The 17,255-nt window shown below is 72.1% G+C and carries 18 protein-coding genes; 14 read left to right on the top strand and 4 right to left on the bottom strand.

Annotated features, from left to right (window positions below; genetic code table 11):
- Window positions 1-13: 13 nt before the first annotated feature.
- Window positions 14-754: a phosphoglyceromutase gene (locus OGL89_RS01890; protein WP_263118151.1), complete on the top strand. Its 741-nt coding sequence runs from the start codon at window positions 14-16 to the stop codon at window positions 752-754.
- An 87-nt stretch (window positions 755-841) separates the two neighbouring features.
- Here OGL89_RS01890 and phoU read toward each other — a convergent pair whose 3' ends face one another.
- On the bottom strand, window positions 842-1,504 hold the full coding sequence (gene phoU / locus OGL89_RS01885; RefSeq protein ID WP_263118150.1) for a phosphate signaling complex protein PhoU: 663 nt from the start codon (window positions 1,502-1,504) through the stop codon (window positions 842-844).
- A 194-nt stretch (window positions 1,505-1,698) separates the two neighbouring features.
- On the opposite strand from phoU, the gene OGL89_RS01880 reads away from it, so the two are divergent.
- The 6 genes from OGL89_RS01880 to pstB all read left to right on the top strand — a co-directional run bounded on the left by OGL89_RS01880 (window position 1,699) and on the right by pstB (window position 7,789).
- The gene (locus tag OGL89_RS01880) at window positions 1,699-2,889 is read left to right on the top strand and encodes an ATP-binding protein (RefSeq protein ID WP_263118148.1); all 1,191 of its coding nucleotides are present in this window, start codon (window positions 1,699-1,701) and stop codon (window positions 2,887-2,889) included.
- A complete protein-coding gene (locus tag OGL89_RS01875) occupies window positions 2,886-3,602 on the top strand; it encodes a response regulator transcription factor (protein WP_263118147.1) in 717 nt (238 codons plus the stop codon). Before OGL89_RS01880 ends, OGL89_RS01875 begins: the two co-directional genes overlap by 4 nt.
- Window positions 3,603-3,803: 201 nt before the next feature.
- The gene (gene pstS / locus OGL89_RS01870) at window positions 3,804-4,922 is read left to right on the top strand and encodes a phosphate ABC transporter substrate-binding protein PstS (RefSeq protein WP_263118146.1); all 1,119 of its coding nucleotides are present in this window, start codon (window positions 3,804-3,806) and stop codon (window positions 4,920-4,922) included.
- A 159-nt stretch (window positions 4,923-5,081) separates the two neighbouring features.
- The gene (pstC, locus tag OGL89_RS01865) at window positions 5,082-6,023 is read left to right on the top strand and encodes a phosphate ABC transporter permease subunit PstC (protein WP_263118231.1); all 942 of its coding nucleotides are present in this window, start codon (window positions 5,082-5,084) and stop codon (window positions 6,021-6,023) included.
- 1 nt (window position 6,024) lies between these two features.
- A complete protein-coding gene (gene pstA, locus OGL89_RS01860; RefSeq protein ID WP_263118145.1) occupies window positions 6,025-6,972 on the top strand; it encodes a phosphate ABC transporter permease PstA in 948 nt (315 codons plus the stop codon).
- 37 nt (window positions 6,973-7,009) lie between these two features.
- On the top strand, window positions 7,010-7,789 hold the full coding sequence (gene pstB, locus OGL89_RS01855) for a phosphate ABC transporter ATP-binding protein PstB (protein WP_263118144.1): 780 nt from the start codon (window positions 7,010-7,012) through the stop codon (window positions 7,787-7,789).
- A 485-nt stretch (window positions 7,790-8,274) separates the two neighbouring features.
- On the opposite strand, the gene OGL89_RS01850 is transcribed toward pstB, so the two are convergent.
- Entirely contained in the window at window positions 8,275-8,769 is a 495-nt protein-coding gene (locus OGL89_RS01850; protein ID WP_263118143.1) for a hypothetical protein, read from the bottom strand.
- Between the two features lie 318 nt (window positions 8,770-9,087).
- Between OGL89_RS01850 and OGL89_RS01845 the strand changes: the two genes are divergently transcribed.
- The 3 genes from OGL89_RS01845 to ispF are packed head-to-tail and all read left to right on the top strand — an operon-like array spanning window position 9,088 to window position 10,838.
- Entirely contained in the window at window positions 9,088-9,570 is a 483-nt protein-coding gene (locus OGL89_RS01845; RefSeq protein ID WP_263118142.1) for a CarD family transcriptional regulator, read from the top strand.
- A 10-nt stretch (window positions 9,571-9,580) separates the two neighbouring features.
- Complete coding sequence (gene ispD, locus OGL89_RS01840; RefSeq protein WP_263118141.1) at window positions 9,581-10,306, top strand: 2-C-methyl-D-erythritol 4-phosphate cytidylyltransferase; 726 nt, start codon at window positions 9,581-9,583, stop codon at window positions 10,304-10,306.
- A gap of 46 nt (window positions 10,307-10,352) precedes the next feature.
- The gene (gene ispF / locus OGL89_RS01835; protein WP_263118140.1) at window positions 10,353-10,838 is read left to right on the top strand and encodes a 2-C-methyl-D-erythritol 2,4-cyclodiphosphate synthase; all 486 of its coding nucleotides are present in this window, start codon (window positions 10,353-10,355) and stop codon (window positions 10,836-10,838) included.
- Here the strand turns inward: ispF and OGL89_RS01830 are convergent.
- A complete protein-coding gene (locus tag OGL89_RS01830; RefSeq protein ID WP_263118139.1) occupies window positions 10,736-11,737 on the bottom strand; it encodes an EamA family transporter in 1,002 nt (333 codons plus the stop codon). The genes ispF and OGL89_RS01830 overlap by 103 nt on opposite strands.
- Window positions 11,738-11,809: 72 nt before the next feature.
- Between OGL89_RS01830 and OGL89_RS01825 the strand changes: the two genes are divergently transcribed.
- Genes OGL89_RS01825 through OGL89_RS01810 form a run of 4 tightly spaced genes read left to right on the top strand, consistent with a single transcriptional unit; the run spans window position 11,810 to window position 15,943 of the window.
- Window positions 11,810-12,730 (top strand): LysR family transcriptional regulator, encoded by a 921-nt coding sequence (locus OGL89_RS01825; protein ID WP_263118138.1) that lies wholly within the window; start codon window positions 11,810-11,812, stop codon window positions 12,728-12,730.
- A gap of 9 nt (window positions 12,731-12,739) precedes the next feature.
- Entirely contained in the window at window positions 12,740-14,173 is a 1,434-nt protein-coding gene (gene cysS / locus OGL89_RS01820) for a cysteine--tRNA ligase (protein ID WP_263118137.1), read from the top strand.
- Entirely contained in the window at window positions 14,173-15,141 is a 969-nt protein-coding gene (gene rlmB, locus OGL89_RS01815; protein ID WP_263118136.1) for a 23S rRNA (guanosine(2251)-2'-O)-methyltransferase RlmB, read from the top strand. Before cysS ends, rlmB begins: the two co-directional genes overlap by 1 nt.
- A 4-nt stretch (window positions 15,142-15,145) precedes the next feature.
- The gene (locus OGL89_RS01810; protein WP_263118135.1) at window positions 15,146-15,943 is read left to right on the top strand and encodes an SDR family NAD(P)-dependent oxidoreductase; all 798 of its coding nucleotides are present in this window, start codon (window positions 15,146-15,148) and stop codon (window positions 15,941-15,943) included.
- Here OGL89_RS01810 and OGL89_RS01805 read toward each other — a convergent pair.
- Complete coding sequence (locus OGL89_RS01805) at window positions 15,940-17,199, bottom strand: DUF4032 domain-containing protein (protein ID WP_263118134.1); 1,260 nt, start codon at window positions 17,197-17,199, stop codon at window positions 15,940-15,942. The two genes, OGL89_RS01810 and OGL89_RS01805, sit on opposite strands and share 4 nt — an antisense overlap.
- Window positions 17,200-17,255 lie beyond the last annotated feature (56 nt).

Raw genomic sequence — 17,255 nt, 5'->3', positions numbered from 1 at the left:
CAGGATGGGACCCATGACCTACACCCTGGTGCTGCTCCGCCACGGCGAGAGCGAATGGAACGCCAAGAACCTGTTCACCGGTTGGGTGGACGTGGCCCTGTCGGAGAAGGGCGTCGCCGAGGCCAAGCGCGGCGGCACCCTCCTGACCGACGCCGGTGTGCTGCCGGACGTGGTGCACACCTCCCTGCTGCGCCGCGCGATCACCACCGCGAACTACGCGCTGGACGCCGCCGACCGGCTCTGGATCCCCGTCAAGCGCTCCTGGCGCCTGAACGAGCGCCACTACGGCGCGCTGCAGGGCAAGGACAAGAAGCAGACCCTGGCCGAGTTCGGCGAGGAGCAGTTCATGCTCTGGCGTCGCTCCTTCGACGTGCCGCCGCCGGACATCGAGCTGGGCTCCGAGTACTCCCAGGACTCGGACCCGCGCTACGCCGGTGAGCCGATCCCGCGCGCCGAGGCCCTGCTGCAGGTGCTCGAGCGTGCGCTGCCCTACTGGAACTCGGACATCGTGCCGGACCTCGAGGACGGCAAGACCGTCCTGGTCGCCGCGCACGGCAACTCGATCCGCGCCATCGTCAAGTACCTGGACGACGTGGACGACGACACCATCGCCGGGATCAACATCCCGACCGGCATCCCGCTGGTGTACCACCTGGACGAGGAGACGCTGAAGCCCACCAACCCGGGCGGCACCTACCTCGACCCGGACGCCGCCGCGGAGGCCATCAAGGCCGTGGCGAACCAGGGCCGCTGACCACGCGCGAAGGCCCCCGGTCCCTGAGCGGGACCGGGGGCCTTCGTCGTGCTCGGAGCAGGTGCGCCCGGAGCGGTCGAGCCCGGATCAGCGAGCGGCCGTCGGGCCCCCGGCGAACTCGCCGGTCACCAGGAAGGTGATCCGCTTGGCGATCGACACCGCGTGGTCGCCGAACCGCTCGTAGTACCGGCCGAGCAGCGTGACGTCCACGGTCTGCTGCGGTGTGCCGGTCCAGCCCGAGCCGAGCAGCACCCGGAAGGTCTCCTCGTGCAGGTGGTCCAGACGGTCGTCCTCGGCCAGGATCGCCGCGGCGACCTCCAGGTCGTGGCTCTGCAGCACCTCGGTGGTCTTGGCGGCCACCCGGACGGCGGCCTCGTTCATCTCGGCGAAGACCGCGGCCAGCGCCGGGTCCACCGCGGTGTGCGGGTAGCTGCGACGCGCGACCTGGGCCACGTGCCGGGCCAGGTCGCCCATCCGCTCCAGGGTGGCGCTCATCCGCAGCGCGGACACCACCACCCGCAGGTCGGTCGCCACCGGCTGCTGCTGGGCGAGCAGCAGCACGCACCGCTCGTCCAGGTCCCGCTCCAGCGCGTCGATCGCCAGATCGTCGGCGATGACCGACTCCGCCAGGTTCAGGTCCTGGCGCGCCAGTGCCTCTCCGGCCGCGGTGATGGCATGCTCCACCCGGCGGCTCATGGCCACCAGGTCGTCACCGAGCTGCTTGAGCTCGGCGTCGAAGATCTCCCGCATTCGTGCGTCCTCTCAGGCGTGCGCGCGCACAGACCTGTGCGCGGATCGACGCCACACGGTTCCATGCGCAGATGAACGGCGAGGTGAACGCCAGCCCGCCGCCCGGTGAACGCCGATGAACTCTCATCATCGCCACCCCGTGATCATCGGGCGACCGCACGACCCCGGGTGTCCACACCCGTACGCTGACGGACGTGGAGGGTCTGACTGGGCTGATGCTGCTCGCTGCCGGCGGTCTCGGACTGCTGGTCGGCGTGGGGGCCACGTTCGCGTTCCGGTGGAGCGAGCGCGTGCAGCGCACCGTGCCGGAGCAGCCCGCGCCGGAGCTGGACGACGGGGTGGTGCGGGTGCTCGCCGTGCTGCGTTCCGCCGCCGTGGTGCTCGACGACGAGGACCGGGTGGTCCGGGCGAGCCCGCCCGCCTACGCCTACGGGGTGGTGCGGGACGGCCAGATCGTGCACGCCGCGGTCCAGGACCTGATCGCCGACGTCCGCCGGACCGGGGTGATCCGGGACGAGGAGCTGGAGCTGCCGCGCGGACCGCTCGGCCCCGGCACCCTGATGCTGCAGGTCCGGGTGGCGCAGGTCGGCCCGGACCAGCTGCTGGTGCTGGCGGAGGACCGCACCCAGGCCCGCCGGCTGGAGGCGATCCGGCGCGACTTCGTGGTGAACGTGTCCCACGAGCTGAAGACCCCGGTCGGCGCGATCTCGCTGCTGGCCGAGACGGTGCAGGATGCGGCCGAGGACCCGGAGGCGGTCCGCCGGTTCGCCGGCCGGATGATCAGCGAGTCCCAGCGGCTGTCCGCCCTGGTGCACGAGATCCTCGAGCTGTCCCGGCTCCAGGTCGCCGGTGCGCTGCAGGAGATCCAGGTGATCGACGTCGACTCGGTGGTCACCGAGGCGGTCGACCGGGCGCGGACCGGCGCGCTCGCCAAGCAGATCGACCTCGACGTCGGCGGGGTCAGCGGCGCGCAGGTCTTCGGTGACCCGACCATGCTGGTGCAGGCGGTGCGGAACCTGCTGGACAACGCGGTCTCCTACTCCCAGCCCGGCACCCATGTCGGTGTCGGGGTGCGCAGCCACGACGGCCTGGTCGAGATCGCGGTGGTGGACCAGGGCATCGGCATCCCCACCGAGGAGCAGGACCGGGTGTTCGAGCGGTTCTACCGGGTCGACCCGGCCCGCAGCCGGGAGACCGGCGGCACCGGTCTGGGGCTGTCCATCGTCAAGCACGTCGCCGCGGACCACGGCGGCGACGTCCAGGTCTGGTCGCAGCCCGGCCGTGGCTCCACCTTCACCATCCGCCTGCCCCGGGCGGCTTCACCCGAAGAGGTCGAGGCGCACGAGCGTGCCCTCGACGGCGAACCGAAAGGCCTGAGCCTGTGACCCGCATCCTGCTCGTGGAGGACGAGGAGTCGTACCGCGACCCGCTGACCTACCTGCTGACCCGTGAGGGCTACCAGGTGGCCACGGCCGCGACCGGCACGGAGGCGGTGGAGATCTTCGACGGCGGCGAGAGCGTCGACCTCGTACTGCTGGACCTCATGCTGCCCGGGATGTCCGGCACCGAGGTGTGCCGCCACATCCGGCAGACCTCGGACGTCCCGGTGATCATGCTGACCGCCAAGGACTCGGAGATCGACAAGGTGGTCGGCCTGGAGCTCGGCGCCGACGACTACGTCACCAAGCCCTACTCCTCCCGCGAGCTGCTGGCCCGGGTGCGCGCCGTGCTGCGTCGCCGGGTGTCCGGCGGCCCGCAGGTCGACGACGAGGACGACGACAACATCCTGGTCTCCGGGCCGGTCCGGATGGACGTGGAGCGACACGTCGTGACGGTGAACGACGAGCCGGTGGCGTTCCCGCTGAAGGAGTTCGAGCTGCTCGAGCTGCTGCTGCGCAACGCGGGCCGGGTGCTGACCCGCTCCCAGCTGATCGACCGGGTGTGGGGCACCGACTACGTCGGCGACACCAAGACCCTGGACGTCCACGTCAAGCGGGTCCGGGCCAAGATCGAGTCCGACCCGGGCAACCCGGTGCTGCTGCTGACCGTCCGTGGGCTGGGCTACAAGCTGAGCGACGACGCACGGGCCGCCGTCTGAACCGTCGCCGGGGCCTGAACGCCGGGTGAACGGCGCGGGCCGCCGCCGGGGTGAGCCACGCCGCACCCCCGCCGACGAGTGTTGAACCGTCGTTCACCCCGGGTTCACCCAGGGCGGAGTGCCCGGTCACCTGCGGCTCCTAGCGTCGTGCTCGGCCGCGCACCATCAGGGTGCGCGCAGACCACGACAGGACGGAACAACGTGAAGCTCAACCGCGGAACGGGCGCGCTCGCCCTCGCCGGCGTGCTGGCCCTCTCCCTGGCGGCATGCGGCTCCGACAACGCGACGGGTGAGGACACCACCAGCACCTCCGGTTCCGGCGACGCCCCCGCGAGCAGCCTCAGCGGCGAGCTCAACGGCTCCGGCGCCTCGTCCCAGGAGTCCGCGATGGAGGCCTGGCGTGCCGGCTTCCAGAGCCAGAACCCGGACGTCACCGTCTCCTACGACCCGGTCGGCTCCGGTGGCGGTCGTACCGCGTTCCTGGACGGCTCCGTCCAGTTCGCCGGCACCGACTCGGCGCTCACCGATGAGGAGCTGACCCAGGCCCAGGACCGGTGCTTCGGCGCCGGTGCGGTGGACCTGCCGGTCTACGTCTCCCCGATCGCGGTCGTCTTCAACCTGGAGGGCGTGGACAGCCTGAACATGTCCGCCGCCACCATCGCGAACGTCTTCAACGGCACCATCACCACCTGGAACGACCCGGCGATCGTCGCGGAGAACCCGGACGCCGACCTGCCGGACACCGCGATCACCCCGGTGCACCGTTCCGACGAGTCGGGCACCACCAAGAACTTCACCGACTACCTGGCCAAGGCGTCCGGTGGCGCCTGGGCCGACGAGGCCTCGGGTGACTGGCCGATCGACGGTGGCGAGTCCGGCGCGCAGACCTCCGGTCTGATCCAGGCCGTCCAGGGCGGCAACGGCACCATCGGCTACGCCGACTTCTCCAAGGCCGGCGACCTGGGCCTGGTCTCCATCCAGGTCGGCGACGAGTGGGCCGCCCCGTCCGAGGAGGGTGCCGCCGCCGCGCTGGACGCCTCCCCGCGTGACGACGCCCGCGCCGAGGGCGACATCGTGATCGACATCGACCGCGAGACCACCGAGTCGGGCGCCTACCCGATGATCCTGGTGTCCTACCTGGTCGCCTGCCAGTCCTACGACAGCCAGGAGGACGTGGACAAGGTCCAGGCCTTCCTGACCTACGTGGCCTCGGCCGAGGGTCAGTCCGCCTCCGAGTCGGCCGCGGGTTCCGCCCCGATCTCGGACGCGCTGCGCACCGACGTCCAGGCGTCGATCGACGCGATCGAGCTGGCGTCCTGACGTCAGTCGCCCTGCCCGGCCGGTCCGTCTGCCCCGTGCAGGCGGACCGGCCGTCGGCGCGAACCCCCTGCCATCCGTGATGGAGATCGAGTGACCAGCACCCAGCCCGGGACCGTCACCCCCGGTGACGCCTCCGCACCCGGCCGTACCGCCCGCCGGCTGCGGCAGAAGAGCTCCGACCGCGGTGCCAGCCGGGTGTTCCGGTGGCTCTCCACCGGCGCCGGCATCCTGATCCTGGGCATCCTCGCCGCGGTGACCATCTTCCTGGTGGTCCGCGCGCTGCCCGCGATCACCGCGGACCCCGCGGAGCTGGCCGAGAAGATCAGCTGGTTCCCCGACGACAGCAGCCTGATCGCCTTCGTCGGGCCGATGATCTTCGGCTCACTGCTCGCGGCGGCCCTCGCCCTGCTGATCGCCACCCCGCTGGCCATCGGCATCGGCCTGTTCATCTCGCACTACGCGCCGCGTCGGCTCGCGAACGCGCTGGGCTACGTCGTCGACCTGCTCGCCGCGATCCCCTCGGTGGTCTACGGCCTCTGGGGCGGTCTGGTGCTGAGCCCGTTCATCCAGCCGTTCTGGGAGCTCCTCGGCCGCTGGCTGGGCTGGATCCCGCTGTTCGGCGGCGCGGTGTCGCCCACCGGCCGGGTGATGGCCACCGTCGGCGTGGTGCTCGGCGTGATGATCCTGCCGATCATCACCGCGATCTGCCGGGAGGTCTTCCTGCAGACCCCGCGCCTGCACGAGGAGGCCGCCCTGGCCCTCGGCGCGACCCGCTGGGAGATGATCCGGATGGCCGTCCTGCCGTTCTCCCGCTCGGGCATCATCTCCGGCGCGATGCTCGGCCTCGGCCGCGCGCTGGGCGAGACGATGGCCGTGCTGATGATCCTGTCGCCCGGGTTCACCTACTCGTTCCAGCTGCTGGTCGCCGGCAAGCAGCAGACCATCGCGTCGAACATCGCGGCCCAGTTCCCGGAGGCGAACCAGACCGGCGTCGCCACGCTGATCGCCACCGGCCTGGCCCTGTTCGTCATCACCCTGGCCGTGAACATGGCCGCCCGCGCGATCGTGGCGCGGCGCAAGGACTTCTCGGGGGCGAACTGACATGGCCACTGTGACCCGGACCCCGCAGCCGTCCCTGGACGAGCTGCTGCGCACCACCGACCCGCGGCGGCGCCGCACGGACATCCTGATGCGGACGCTGATCACCAGCGCGTTCGTCGTCACGATGATCCCGCTGATCTCGCTCACCTGGACCGTGGTGTCCAAGGGCATCGGCCGCCTGGACGGCTACTTCCTGCTGCACTCCATGCGTGGCGTGTTCGGCGGGATGGACGCAGGCGGCATCTACCACGCGATCGTCGGCACGGTGGAGATCACGCTGTTCGCTGCGTTGATCTCGGTGCCGATCGGTCTGCTCACCGCGATCTACCTGGTCGAGTACGGCGGCGGCCGTCCGCTGTCCAAGCTGATCACCTTCCTGGTCGACGTGATGACCGGCATCCCGTCGATCGTCGCCGGTCTGTTCGCCTACGCGCTGTTCGCGCTGCTGCTCGGCCCGGGCGCCAAGATGGGCGCGATCGGCTCGGTCGCGCTGTCGGTGCTGATGATCCCGGTGGTGGTGCGCTCCTCGGAGGAGATGCTCCGTCTGGTGCCCAACGAGCTGCGCGAGGCCTCGCTCGCCCTGGGCGTGCCGCGCTGGCTGACCATCGTCAAGGTGGTGCTGCGCACCTCGGTGGCCGGCCTGACCACCGGTGTCATGCTGGCGATCGCCCGCGTGATCGGGGAGACCGCACCGCTGCTGCTGACCGTGGGCGTCGTCGACTCGATCAACTTCAACCTGTTCGACGGTCGGATGATGACCCTGCCGGTGTACGTCTACCGGCAGTACGCGCAAGGATTGGTGTCCTGCTCGCCGGGAGACACGTCCTGCATCGCCGACATCACCGTGCAGCGGGCCTGGGCGGCCGCACTGACCCTGTTCCTGATCGTCATGCTGCTCAACCTGATCGGCCGGCTGGTGACCCGGTTCTTCGCCCCGAAGATCCGCTGACCCGCCAGCCCCGACCTCTCCCCGAAGGACAACTCCGATGGCACAGCGCATCGACGTCAAGGACCTGAACATCTTCTACGGCGCCTTCCGCGCCGTGGCCGACGTGAACATGACCATCGAGCCCCGCTCGGTGACCGCGTTCATCGGCCCGTCCGGCTGCGGCAAGTCCACCTACCTGCGCACCCTCAACCGGATGCACGAGGTGATCCCCGGCGCCCGGGTCGAGGGCACCGTCGCCGTCGAGGGCGTGGACCTGTACGGCTCGGACATCGACCCGGTGGCCGTCCGCCGCCAGGTCGGCATGGTGTTCCAACGGCCGAACCCGTTCCCCACCATGTCCATCGCGGAGAACGTGCTCGCGGGCATCCGGCTGAACAACCGCCGGATCTCCAAGTCCGAGGCCAACGACCTGGTGGAGCAGTCGCTGCGCGGCGCCAACCTGTGGAACGAGGTCAAGGACCGCCTGGACCGGCCGGGCTCGGGCCTGTCCGGTGGCCAGCAGCAGCGGCTCTGCATCGCCCGCGCCATCGCGGTGAAGCCGCAGGTGCTGCTGATGGACGAGCCCTGCTCCGCGCTGGACCCGATCTCCACCCTGGCGATCGAGGACCTGATCGCCGAGCTCAAGAACGACTACACGATCGTGATCGTCACCCACAACATGCAGCAGGCTGCACGAGTGTCGGAGAAGACCGCGTTCTTCACCATCGCCGGGACCGGTGAGCCGGGGCGCCTGATCGAGATCGACGACACCGCGACCATGTTCTCCTCCCCGCGCGAGCGGGCCACCGAGGACTACATCTCCGGCCGCTTCGGCTGATCGGCACCGGCGGCCCCGCCGCCCGTGCGCCCGGGTTCGCTCGGCTCTGGTGCGCCCGGCTCTGCTGCGGCTCGGCTCTGGTGCGTCCAGCTCTGGCTCAGCCCAGCCCAGCCCGGCGCTCCAGCACCAGTTCGGTACATCGGTGCCCAGATCGGTACCCGAGAGACCGACGTCGCGGCGGAGGTACCGAACTCGGCAGCTGCCACCGATGTCGGCAGTTGGCGCCGACGTCGGCAGTTCGCCGGGCCGATTCTGGTGCGGACTGCCGACCTCGGCTGCGGGCACGGGGCCTGGGAGAGCCAGTGACCCGGGGACCAGGGCGACCCGGCGAACCGAGGATCAAGGCGAACCGGCGAACCGGCGAACCGGGGACCCGGGGACCGTGGGAACCGGGCGCACCTGGTGGGCCCGCAACAGGCGCGGAACGGCCCGGCACCCTCGGGGTGCCGGGCCGTGCGCGGTGCGGGTGAGCAGTGCGGCGCGGGTCAGGACTCCGGGGACGCCTCGGGCTCGGGCACCAGGTCGGTGTACTCGGGCAGGGTGCCGTCGAGCACCGGCACCGGCAGGGTCTCCTGGCCGGCGGCGCTGGTGGCGACGGTCAGGTCGGTGGTGGCGCCGGGGGCGTCCGGGGTGACCAGGAGCACCTCCTCGCCCTCGGACCCGCCGAGCAGCACGGTCGCGCCCGCCGGGACGCGGACGGTGGTGGAGTCGTCCGCGGTGGACAGCTCGACGAGGGCGGCGTGGTCACCGGCGTTGCTCAGCGCACCCTGCAGGGCACCCGGCTCACCGGCGGCGGCCGCGACCAGGAGCAGGTTCTCCGCGCTCACGTCGCCCAGCGCGGCGCCGACACCGTCCGAGGCGTCGTACTCCAGCTGCGAGGTGATCTGGTTGGTCACCGAGCAGCCGGACAGTGCGGCGGCTAGGGCGACGGCCGCGACGGCGGAGGCGCGGCGGAGGGTGGACTGGCGGCTGCGGGCCACGATGGCTCCCTGGAGTGGATCGGCGTCGGCCCTCAGAGCCTACGGCGCGCGGCGGGATCGAGGTGACCCGCCGTCAGAACACGGCGCGTCCTCGCAGGTCAGCGCACTCTTCCTCGCGCTGCCGATGGGACGCGACGATCCCGTTCGGACTCTAGTCACGCCAGCCCCGCCGCGGGACCCGGACACACGCGTGTCGCGGGACCCGTTCGAGCGCCAACGCTCTGACCTGCGCAAACGCCGCTGACCGTCGGCAATCTTCACGAAGTCTGCCCGTTTTCACGTGGTAAGATGGGCATCCGCGAAAGGGGACACCTCCAGATGACTTTCACTGTTGGGGAGACCGTTGTCTACCCGCACCATGGGGCAGCGTTGATCGAGGAGATCAAGACCAGGACCATCCGCGGTGAGGACAAGATCTACCTCAAGCTGAAGGTCGCGCAGGGCGATCTGACCATCGAGGTCCCGGCGGAGAACGTCGACCTCGTGGGTGTGCGTGACGTGGTCGGCCAGGAAGGCCTGGACAAGGTCTTCGAGGTGCTGCGCGCGCCGTACACCGAGGAGCCGACCAACTGGTCGCGCCGCTACAAGGCCAACCTCGAGAAGCTCGCCTCCGGCGACGTGATCAAGGTCGCCGAGGTCGTCCGCGACCTCTCCCGCCGGGACGCCGACCGCGGCCTGTCCGCCGGGGAGAAGCGGATGCTCGCCAAGGCCCGGCAGATCCTGGTCTCGGAGCTCGCACTCGCCGAGCACACCGAGGAGGAGAAGGCCGAAGCCATCCTGGACGAGGTCCTCGCCTCCTGAGCCGGCCGGTATGACCGCCACCGCGATCATCACCGCAGCCGGCAGCGGCCTGCGACTCGGACACCCCGAGCCCAAGGCCCTGGTCCGACTGAACGGGACGCCGTTGCTGCAGCACGCAGCACGGCGTCTCGTCATGTCCGGGGTCGTGGACGCGCTGGCCGTGACCGCTCCCGCCGGGCACGAGACGGCGTTCCGCGCTCTGCTGCCCGACGCCGTGGTGGTGACCGGTGGCGCGACGCGTCAGGAGTCCGTCGCGGCCGCGCTCGCCGTCCTGCACGAGGACTGCGATCTGGTGCTGGTGCACGACGCCGCGCGGCCGCTGGCGTCCCCGGAGCTGATCGCGCGGGTCGTCGAGGCGCTGCGGGCCGGGCATCGCGCGGTGGTGCCCGGGTTGCCGGTCACCGACACGATCACCGCGGTGGATCCCTCCGCGAGCAGTGCCACCGCCGCGCTGGGCACGGTGCCGCGGGCCGGACTGCGGGCGGTGCAGACCCCGCAGGGCTTCCACCGCGATCTGCTGGACGCCGCCCACGCCGCCGCCGCGCCGGACGCGGCGACCCATGCCGCCGGACCCGGCGGGACCCCCACCGCCGCCGCACCGGACGCCACGGACGACGCCGGTCTGGTCGAGGCGCTGGGCGTCCCCGTGTGGCTGATCCCCGGCGAGGAGTCCGCGCTCAAGATCACCACGGCCCGCGACCTGGCGCTGGCGGAGCTGCTGCTCGCCGGGGGATGAGCATCACGCCACGCGCCGCCCCGGCGACCTCGCTAGGTTCGATCCCGTGATCCCTCGCACCGGCCTCGGCGTCGACGTCCACGCCTACGACCCTCACCCCGCCCCCGGCGCCGTCCTCCGGCTCGCGGGGCTGTCCTGGCCGGGGGAGCGGCCGCTCGCCGGGCACTCGGACGCCGACGTCGCCGCCCATGCCGCCGCCGAGGCACTGTTGTCCGCCGCCGGCCTGGGCGACCTGGGCGCGGTCTTCGGGGTCGACCGGCCGGAGTGGGCCGGAGCGGCGGGGACCGCCCTGCTCGCCGAGGCCGCACGGATGGTCCGGGCGGCGGGGTTCGAGATCGGCAACGTGGTGGTGCAGGTGGTCGGCAACCGTCCTCGGATCGGACCGCGCCGGACCGAGGCGGAGGCGGTGCTGTCCGAGGCGGCGGCCGCTCAGGTGTCGGTGTCCGCGACCACGACGGACGGCCTCGGGCTCACCGGGCGTGGCGAGGGGATCGCGGCGCTCGCCACCGCGGTGGTGGCCCCGGCGTCCTGACCGCGCTCCGCCAGCACCCGCGCAGCCCGGGGCCGGGCACTGGCGATCAGCACACCGCCGATGATGACAGCTCCCAGCGCGAGCTCGGCCGGCACCGGTCGCTCGTCGAAGGCCAGCCAGCTCGCCGCGAAGCCGACCACGGGCACCAGCAGGGAGAACGGTGCGACCACGCTGGACGGGTGCCGGGCCAGCAGGGAGGTCCACAGTCCGGAGCCGACCACGGTCGCGATCAGCACGGTGAACGCCAAGCCGCCCAGCGCCCAGGCCGCGGTCGGCGTGCCGAGGGTGGTCAGCGAGGTCGCGATGGCCGCGGGGCCGTCGACCACCAGGGACAGCGCCAGCATCGGCAGCGGCGGCACCACGGACATCCAGAGCATGAACCGCAGCGGGCTGTCGGTGCGGGCCTGCCGGCTGCACACGTTGCCGAAGGCCCACCCCAGTCCGCCGCACAGTGTCAGGACCACCGGCAGCAGGCCGGCCTGCGCACCTCCGTACGCGCGCAGCGCCGCGATCCCGGCCAGCCCGGCCACCGCGATCCCGATCCCGGCCGCCTGCCGGGCGCTGACCCGCTCGCGCAGCCAGGCCGACCCGATCAGCACCGTGAACGGCGCGGAGGACTGGAGCACCAGCGAGGCCAACCCGGTCGGCATCCCGCTGTCCATCGCCAGGTACAGGAAGGCGAACTGCAGCACGCCGAACCCGATCCCGTAGCCGAGCAGCCAACGCAGCGGGACCTGCGGGCGGGGCACGAACAGCATGGTGGGTACGGCGAGCAGGGCGAACCGGAGCGCCACCAGGAAGAACGGCGGGAACTGGTCGAGAGAGAGATGGATCGCCGGGAAGTTCAGACCCCAGCAGACCACCACGACGAGGGCGAGCAGACGGTCGCGCAGGGGCATGGCGGCATCGTGCCGGGTCCTCACTGTCCAGCACCATCGAAAGATCACGCGCAGACCCTGTAGCGTCACTACATGGACGCCCATCACCTGGCCACGCTGCGTGCGGTGCGGGACGCCGGAGGGGTGACCGCGGCGGCGGCCCGGCTGCACCTGACGCCCTCCGCGGTCTCCCAGCACCTGCGGCTGCTCGCCGATCAGGTCGGCACCCCGCTGGTCGAACGGGTCGGTCGCGGGATCCGGCTCACCGAGGCCGGTCAGGCACTCGCCGATGCGGCGGTGGAGGTCGCGGTCGCGATGGAACGCGCCGCCGGGGCGGTCGAGGAGTTCCGCGGATCGCCGACCGGGCGGGTCCGGGTGGCGTTCTTCCAGTCGGCCGCCGCCCTGCTGGCCCCGGGGCTGCTGCACCGGATCGCCGCCCGCCACGGGGTCGAGGTGGAGCTCGGCGACCGCGACGTGGCCCAGCACGACTTCCCGACCCTGACCGCGGACTTCGACCTGGTGGTCGCGCACCGGCCGGACACCGGCGACGACTGGCCGTCCGGCCTCCAGGTGGTGCCGCTGCTGCGCGAGCCGCTCGACGTCGCCCTGCGCGAGGACCACCCGTTGGCCGACCGGACCGAGCTGGCTCCGGCGGACCTGGCCGGGCAGCGCTGGATCGCCGTGCAGGAGGGGTTCCCGGTCGCCCGGGTGCTGGACCGGGTGGCCGCGGTGGCCGGGACCCCGCCGGAGGTGGTGCAGCGGTTCAACGACTTCGGGGTGGTCGAGGCGCTGGTCGCGGCCGGGCACGGGATCAGCCTGCTGCCCCGGTACACGGCGGGATCGCGGCCGGGGGTGCGGTTGGTGCCGCTGGCCGGTGTGGCCGCCGCGCGTCGCACCGATGCGCTGATGACCCCCGAGCGGGCGGCGCGGCGCGTCGTACGGCTGGTGCTGGCCGACCTGCGGGCCGAGGCGGATGACGCCACCGGAGTGAACAGGCAAGTGACGGCCCGGTAGCCTGGTGCGGTGAGCCTGCGCCTGTTCGACACCGCCACCCGCGAGGTGCGTGACTTCGTCCCCGTCGTCCCGGGTCAGGTCGGCATCTACCTGTGTGGTGCGACCGTGCAGGCCCCGCCGCACATCGGGCACGTCCGCTCGGTGGTGGCCTTCGACGTGCTGGTCCGCTGGCTGCGCCGCACCGGTTACCAGGTGACGATGGTCCGCAACGTCACGGACGTCGACGACAAGATCCTGAACCGCTCCGCCGAGGCGGGCCGGCCCTGGTGGGCGTGGGCGATGGAGAACGAGCGCGCCTTCACCACCGCCTACGACGCGCTGGGGGTGCTGCCGCCCACCTACGAGCCGCGCGCCACCGGCCACGTCCCGGCGATGGTCGACCTGATGCAGCGGCTGGTCGAGCGGGGCCACGCCTACCCCGCCGGTCCTGGCGACGTGTACTTCGACGTGCGGTCCTGGCCGGAGTACGGCTCGCTGACCAGCCAGCGGATCGACGACATGGCACCGGACACCGCCGCGGCGGAGAGCGACAAGCGGGATCCGCACGACTTCGCGCTGTGGAAGGCCGCCAAGCCCGGTGAGCCGGAGAACGCCTCCTGGGAGACCCCGTTCGGCCGGGGACGCCCCGGCTGGCACCTGGAGTGCTCCGCGATGGCGCACCGCTACCTCGGCGACACCTTCGACATCCACGGCGGCGGGCTCGACCTGCGGTTCCCGCACCACGAGAACGAGCAGGCCCAGTCCCGGGCCGCGGGCTACGGCTTCGCGCGGTACTGGCTGCACAACGGCTGGGTGACCCAGTCCGGCGCCAAGATGAGCAAGTCGCTCGGCAACGGCCTGCTGGTCAGCTCGCTGCTGGAGACCGTGCGGCCCGCGGTGCTGCGCTACGCCCTGACCGCGGTGCAGTACCGGTCGATGCTGGAGTGGACCGAGGACACCCTGACCGAATCCGAGGCCACCTGGGACCGGCTGTCCGGATTCGTCACCCGGGCCGGCGAGCGGGTGGGTGCGGTGGATCCTGCCGCCGCGACCATCCCGGACGACTTCGCCGCCGCGCTGGACGACGACCTGAACGTGCCGGCCGCGCTCGCGGTGGTGCACGAGCACCTGCGGGCCGGGAACACCGCCCTGTCCGCCGGTGACGACCCGAGCACCCGCACCGAGCTGGCCGCCGTGCGCGCCATGTTGGACGTGCTGGGCCTCGACCCGGCGGGCGAGCAGTGGGGCCGCTCCGCCGGCTCCGACGACCGCACCGCCACCGCCCTGGACGCCGTGGTCCGGGCCGAGCTGGACGCCCGCACCGCTGCCCGTGCCGCCAAGGACTGGGCCACCGCCGACGCGATCCGCGATCGGCTCACCGCCGCGGGGATCGCGGTCGAGGACTCTTCCACCGGCGCGCGCTGGACGCTCGCCGCCCGTAACACCACTGACGAGGACATCTGATGGCCGGCAACTCCCAGCGCCGAGGCGCCACCCGCAAGACCGGCAAGAAGGCCACCGTCGGCTCCGGCGGTCAGCGCCGCCGGGGGCTCGAGGGCAAGGGCCCGACCCCCAAGGCCGAGGACCGCACCTACCACTCCGCGCACAAGAAGAAGGTCGCGTCGGAGAAACGGGCCACCACCAGCCGGGGCACCACCCGTCGCACCCCGAGCGGCAAGGGCCGGGGCGCGGTCACCGAGGTGGTCGCCGGGCGCAACTCGGTGGTCGAGGCGCTGCGGGCCGGCATCCCGGTGTCGGCGGTGTACATCGCCTCCCGGCTGGAGGCGGACGACCGCACCCGGGAGATCCTGCGCACCGCCGCCGACGCGGGGTACCCCCTGCTCGAGGTGACCAAGCCCGAACTGGACCGGATGACCGACGGCGCCGTGCACCAGGGCGTGGCGATCCAGGTCCCGCCCTACGACTACTCCGACGTCGAGGACCTGCTCGACATCGCCGCCGCCAGCGACCGCCCGCCGTTGATCGTGGCGCTGGACGGCGTCACCGACCCGCGCAACCTGGGAGCCGTGCTCCGCTCCGCCGGGGCGTTCGGTGCGCACGGGGTGCTGGTGCCCGAGCGCCGCTCCGCCGGGGTGACCGCCTCGGCGTGGAAGGTCTCCGCCGGTGCGGCCGCGCGGGTGCCCGTCGCCCGGGCCACCAACCTGGTGCGCGCGCTGGAGCGCCTGCACGAGGCGGGCTGCTTCATCGTGGGCCTGGACGGCGGCGGGACCACGACCGTCGCGGACATGCCGTACTCCGTCGACCCGCTGGTGCTGGTGGTCGGGTCCGAGGGCAAGGGCCTGTCCCGGCTGGTCAGCGAGCACTGCGACGTGATCGCGGGCATCCCGATCGCCTCCGACGTCGAGTCCCTCAACGCAGGCGTCGCCGGTGGCATCGCGCTGTACGAGGTCGCTCGGCAGCGGAGTCTCTGAGGCCATGACCCGGACCGTCGTCCTGACCGGGGCGAGCGACGGCATCGGTGCGGCCGCGGCCGCCCGCCTGGCCGCGGACCACCGGCTGGTGCTGGTCGGGCGCAATCCGGACAAGACCCACGCGGTCGCGGAGCGGGTGGGCGCGGACGCGGTGTTCGTCGCCGACTTCGCCGTACTCGACCAGGTGCGCGAGCTCGCCGCCCGGATCGCGGAGCGGTACGACCGGATCGACGTGCTGGCCAACAATGCGGGCGGCCTGTTCTCCGGACCGACGATCACCGGGGACGGGGTCGAGCTGACCTTCCAGGTGAACCACCTGGCGCCCTTCCTGCTGACCGAGCTGCTCCGGCCGCGGTTCACCCCGGACACCGCGGTGGTGAACACCTCCAGCATCGCCGCTCGGCTGTTCAGCAGCTTCCGGGTCGAGGACCTGGACACCTCCCGCCGCTACCGCCCCGAGCGCGCCTACGGCAACGCCAAGCTCGCGAACATCCTGCACACCAAGGGGCTGCACGCCCGCGGCATCCGGTCGGTCGCCTTCCACCCCGGCAACGTGGCGACCAGCTTCGCCTCGGACACCACCAGCCCGCTGCGCTGGGTCTACACCACGGTGCTGAACCGCTCGCTGATCACCCCGGAGGCGGGCGGGTCGACGCTGGAGTTCTTCATCCGGTCCGACGCCTGGACCTCCGGGGAGTACTACGGCAGCGCGCACAAGCCGGGCCGTACCTCGCGCAAGGCCGCCGACCCGGCGCTGGCCGAGCAGCTCTGGACCGGCAGCGAGCGACTGCTCGGCCGCTAGCCGATCAGCGGGTCGGCGTCCTCCCGGAGGTCGGCCGCCGACACCCCGAGGATCGCCTCCTCGTCCGGGCGGTTGGGCAGGATGTTCTTCACGTAGGACCTGGCGGCCTCGGGCATCGGGACGTCACGGCCCTGCTGCTCGGACAGGAACCAGCGGTGGTCCAGCAGCTCGTGGTAGATCTGCGCGGGCTCCAGCTTGGGACGCAGCTCCCGGGGGACCGCGCGCACGGCCGGCTCGAACACCCCGTTCAGCCAGTCGTGCGCGACGAAGTTCTCGTCGTCGTTCTGGCGGTCGGTGGCGGCGGCGTAGCCGTCCAGGTCGTTGAGCAGACGGCGGGCCTGGTTCTCCTGCACGTCCAGCCCGGTCAGGCGCATCAGGCGACGGGAGTGGTGCCCCGCGTCCACCACCTTGGGCTGGATCCGGACCGTGGTGCCGTCCAGGTCGGTGGTGATGTCCAGCTCGCCCACGTCGAAGCCGAGGTCGTTCAGCCGGTCGATCCGGGCCTGCACCCGCCACCGGTCCCCGGCACGGAAGGACTCGGCCTCGGTCAGCGCGCCCCAGAGCTCCTGGTAGCGCTCGGCCAGGGCGTCGCCGATCGCGACCGCGTCGACCTCGTCCTCCAGGAACTCCCCGGCCTGCAGGTCCATCAGCTCGCCGATGATGTTGACCCGGGCGACCTCCAGGTCGTAGCCGCGCTGCCCGTCGGTGAGGCTGTCGTGCAGGTCGCCGGTCTCGGCGTCCACCAGGTACGCGGCGAAGGTCTCGGCATCCCGGCGGAACAGGGTGTTCGACAGCGAGACGTCGCCCCAGTAGAAGCCGATCAGGTGCAGGCGGACCAGCAGCACCGCGAGGGCGTCGATCAGCCGGGTGGCGGTGTCCGGGCGCAGCGCCTGGCTGAACAGCGAGCGGTAGGGCAGGGAGAACCGCAGGTGCTGGGTGATCAGCACCGGCTCCAGGGGCTCGCCGTCCGGATCGGTGCGGCCGGAGATCACCGCGACCGGCTCCACGCTGGGCACGTCCAGGCGGCTCAGCTGACGCAGCAGCTCGTACTCGCGGTACGCGACCGTCTCGCCGATCTCCTTGATCGCGATCACCCGGCCGGACATCCGCGCGAAACGCACGGTGTGCCGGGAGATGCCGCGGGGGAGGGCGGCCAGCTGGTCCGCGGGCCAGTCCGCGAGCGGGATGTGCCAGGGCAGGTCCAGCAGCGCCGGGTCGGGCGCGGCGGCGGTGATCTGCAGGCGAGGGCGGTCCATGGGTAGGGATTCTCCCATCGATGGCCGAAGGGGCGGGGTCCGGCGTGTGCCGAGCC

Source organism: Cellulomonas sp. RIT-PI-Y (assembly GCF_025642745.1).
In the GTDB taxonomy this organism is placed as follows: domain Bacteria; phylum Actinomycetota; class Actinomycetes; order Actinomycetales; family Cellulomonadaceae; genus Cellulomonas.
This window is presented reverse-complemented; position numbering and strand designations above follow the sequence as displayed.